4 protein-coding genes are annotated in these 3,311 nt (G+C 71.9%); all 4 read right to left on the reverse strand.

Annotated features, from left to right (window positions below; translation table 11 throughout):
- A partial coding sequence (locus FNH08_RS47440) for a trypsin-like peptidase domain-containing protein (protein WP_194238861.1) occupies positions 1 to 1,164 on the reverse strand: 1,164 nt, incomplete at its 3' end.
- Between the two features lie 271 nt (positions 1,165 to 1,435).
- The gene (gene truB / locus FNH08_RS47445) at positions 1,436 to 2,350 is read right to left on the reverse strand and encodes a tRNA pseudouridine(55) synthase TruB (protein WP_152778106.1); all 915 of its coding nucleotides are present in this window, start codon (positions 2,348 to 2,350) and stop codon (positions 1,436 to 1,438) included.
- Positions 2,347 to 2,793 carry a 30S ribosome-binding factor RbfA gene (gene rbfA, locus FNH08_RS47450; protein ID WP_322726583.1) on the reverse strand — a complete coding sequence of 149 codons (447 nt, stop codon included), beginning with the start codon at positions 2,791 to 2,793 and terminating at the stop codon, positions 2,347 to 2,349. The genes truB and rbfA overlap by 4 nt, the downstream gene beginning before the upstream one ends.
- 90 nt (positions 2,794 to 2,883) lie before the next feature.
- Positions 2,884 to 3,177 (reverse strand): DUF503 domain-containing protein, encoded by a 294-nt coding sequence (locus FNH08_RS47455; RefSeq protein WP_152778107.1) that lies wholly within the window; start codon positions 3,175 to 3,177, stop codon positions 2,884 to 2,886.
- Positions 3,178 to 3,311 lie beyond the last annotated feature (134 nt).

Genomic DNA, 3,311 nt, shown 5'->3' on the forward strand with positions numbered 1-3,311 from the left:
GGGCATCTCCTCGGGGGTGTCCAGGAGAAGCAGCAGGGGGCGGCCGGCGGCCCGTGCGAGGCGGGCGAGGCGCTCGGGGGTGATGTCGCCGAGTTCGCCGGCGTACTCCCCCGGAGGCACCACCGCCGACGGGAGGCCCTCGTCCGCGCGCGACGCCACCACGATCCGTCCCGCCCGCTCCAGGGCCCGCCTGGCCGCGTCCTCGACCGACTCGTCGGTGTCCCGCAGGTCGGCGCCGCGCAGCCAGAGCGTGGGCGCCGGTTCCGGGCTTCGGGAGCGCCGGTCGGCGAGGACCGCCAGTTCTGTCGTACGGCCGCTGCCGGGGGCGCCGACGAGTGCCAGGACGGTGGCCTGTCCGTCGATGAACGCCGTGAACTCCCGTACGACGTCGGCACGTTCGACCGGGGCCACGGTCGTCGACGGCCCTTCCGAGCCCACCAGGGTGGCCGTGAGCTCCAGGACGCCCGCCAGGTTGAGGTCCGGGCCGTACGCGGGCACGGTCGCCGCGTTGCGGGACAGGAGCTCGCCCAGGGGCCCGTCGGCCTCCCGCAGCGGTACCGCGAAGCCGGCCGCGCCGCGTTCGGTGCGCAACGCGGTGCCCAGCACCCCGATCACGGTGCCGGTCGTGGCGTCGAGCACGGGCCCGCCGGCCGCCCCGCCGCCCGGGCGCAGCGCGTCACGGCCCGCCGTGCCGATCGCCAACTCCAGGGCCCCGCCGAGCAGGTGGGAGTCGTCCCCGGCCGTGTACGTCACGTCGGCGGCGCCCAGCACCCGCGCCTCACGCCAGCCACCGGCGGCGATCCGGACGTACGTACCCGGCTCGACCGCGTCCCGTACGGTGATGGGCAGGGGCGCCAGGCCGAGCCCGTCGGTGCGGACGATCGCGAGATCGAGTGCGGGCAGTGGGGTCACCTCGTCGGCGGTCACCGCGAAGGTGCGGCCGCCGGGGGCCCTCAGCACCAGCCGGGCCAGTCCTTCGACCGCTTCGTGGCTGGTCAGCACCGTGCCGTGCCGGTCGGCCACGAAACCCGTACCGCGTGGTCGTCCGGCCCGGTCGCAGATCCGCACCAGGATCTCGTCCCGGATCTCGTCCCCGCTCTCGTCCCGGATCTCGTTCCGCGTTTCGCGGCCGTCGTACGTTGCCTGACGGCCTTGCCCGCCCATGCCTGAACCTCCCTGACCTCCCTGCCGTGCACTGCTTCCGACGGTAGGCACGCGATGATCAGCGGAACAGATCGCCAGGCGAACGCGCCCCCTTCCGCTCCCTCGGTTCACTCCGAGCGCCTGCTCGTTGGGGTGAATAGCCGGGGGCGGATGGATACACCCTTGGGTGGGGGAACCGAGGGGGGACCGTGGAGCGGCGGGATGGAGTCCCCGTGATCGCCGCTCCACGGGAGAACGAGGCACTCCGCCTCGTGATCCGGCGGGTCCGGTGTCAGCCGAACACGGCCAGGCTCTTCGCCTTGCCCTTCAGTTCCTCGACCAGGGCCAGGAACCGGCCCTCCGGGTCGAAGACGGCCACGGGGCCGCTGCCCGCGTACGCGTCGGGCATCTCCAGCCGTACGCCGTTCAGCAGCAGCCTGGCGCGCTTGGCGTCCACGTCCCAGCGGGGGAACGCGGCCGCGGCGGCCTCGGCGATCGGCATGACCGTGAGGTTCTCCTGGAGCTGGTCCAGCGTCTTCGCGGAGTCCAGCTTGTACGGCCCCACGCGCGTCCGCCGCAGGGCGGTGAGGTGGCCGCCCACACCGAGGTCGGCGCCCAGGTCCCGGGCCAGCGCCCGGATGTAGGTACCGGACGAGCAGACCACGGAGACGATCACGTCGAGCACGGGGGTGCCGTCCTCGGCGACCGCTTCCCGGACGTCGTAGACGGCGAAGGACGCGACCTTCACCGGGCGGGCCGGGATGTCGAAGTCCTCACCGTCGCGCGCCCGCTTGTAGGACCGTACGCCGTCGATCTTGATGGCGCTGACCTTGGACGGCACCTGCATGATGTCGCCGGTCAGTTTGGCGATGCCGGCGTCGATGTCGTCCCGGGTGACCTTGGAGGCGTCCGTGGAGGAGGTGACGTCCCCTTCGGCGTCGTCCGTGACGGTGTCCTGTCCCAGGCGGATCGTGCCCAGGTACTCCTTCTCGGTCAGCGCGAGGTGGCCGAGGAGCTTGGTCGCCTTCTCGACGCCGAGGACGAGCACGCCGGTCGCCATCGGGTCGAGGGTGCCGGCGTGTCCGACGCGGCGGGTCCTCGCGATGCCGCGCATCTTGGCGACGACGTCGTGCGAAGTGAAGCCCGACGGCTTGTCGACGATGACAAGGCCGTCGGGCGTGGTGGTCTTGCGGGTCTTCTGGGTCATTCGGCGATGTCGTCCTCGTCGTCGCCCGGCTTCTTGTACGGGTCCGCCTCGCCGGCGTACTGGGCGCCGGACGCGGCATCGCGCACCGCCTGGTCGGAGGCCCGTGCCTTGTCGAGGAGGTCCTCGATGGTCCGGGCGGTGTCCGGGAGGGCGTCCGCGACGAAGGCGAGGGTCGGCGTGAACTTCACGCCCGCGGCCCGGCCGACCTCGGAGCGGAGGATGCCCTTGGCGCTCTCCAGTCCGGCGGCGGCTGCCTGCCGCTCCTCCTCGTCCCCGTACACGGTGTAGAAGACGGTCGCCTCCCGCAGATCACCCGTCACCCGGGTGTCCGTGATGGTGACGTGGGAGCCGAGCCGCGGGTCCTTGATCCCGCGCTGCAGCTTCTGGGCCACCACCTCTCGGATGAGGTCCGCCAGCCTCTTCGCCCGCGCGTTGTCGGCCACTGGTCCGTCTCCTCGTTCTTCCTGCTGTTGCGTGGTTCTGCGTGGTTCTGCGTGTGTGCTGTGGTGCTGTGGTTCCCGTGTCCGGGTCGGTCAGTCGTCCTCGCCGTGGAAGCGGCGCCGCACCGAGAGCAGTTCCACCTCCGGGCGGCCGGCGACGAGGCGCTCGCACCGGTCCAGTACGTCGGTCAGGTGTCCCGCGTCCCCCGAGACCACCGCCAGGCCGATGCCTGCCCGGCGGTGCAGGTCCATATGGTCGACCTCCGCGGCGCTCACCGCGAACCTGCGTTGGAGCTCCGCGACGATCGGGCGGACGACTGAGCGCTTCTCCTTCAGCGAGTGGACGTCGCCGAGCAGGAGGTCGAAGGACAGAGTCCCCACATACATGTGTGTGTCCGGATGACCCGCCGGTACGGGATCGGTGGCCCTGCCATCCGTGTGGTAGGGACATCAGAACCGTACAACGAACCCGGCGGGCGGCTCGACGGGATTGTTTGCGCCCCCGCCGCCCCTACCCGTCC

Source organism: Streptomyces spongiae, assembly GCF_009377185.1.
GTDB classification, from domain to species: Bacteria; Actinomycetota; Actinomycetes; order Streptomycetales; family Streptomycetaceae; genus Streptomyces; species Streptomyces spongiae.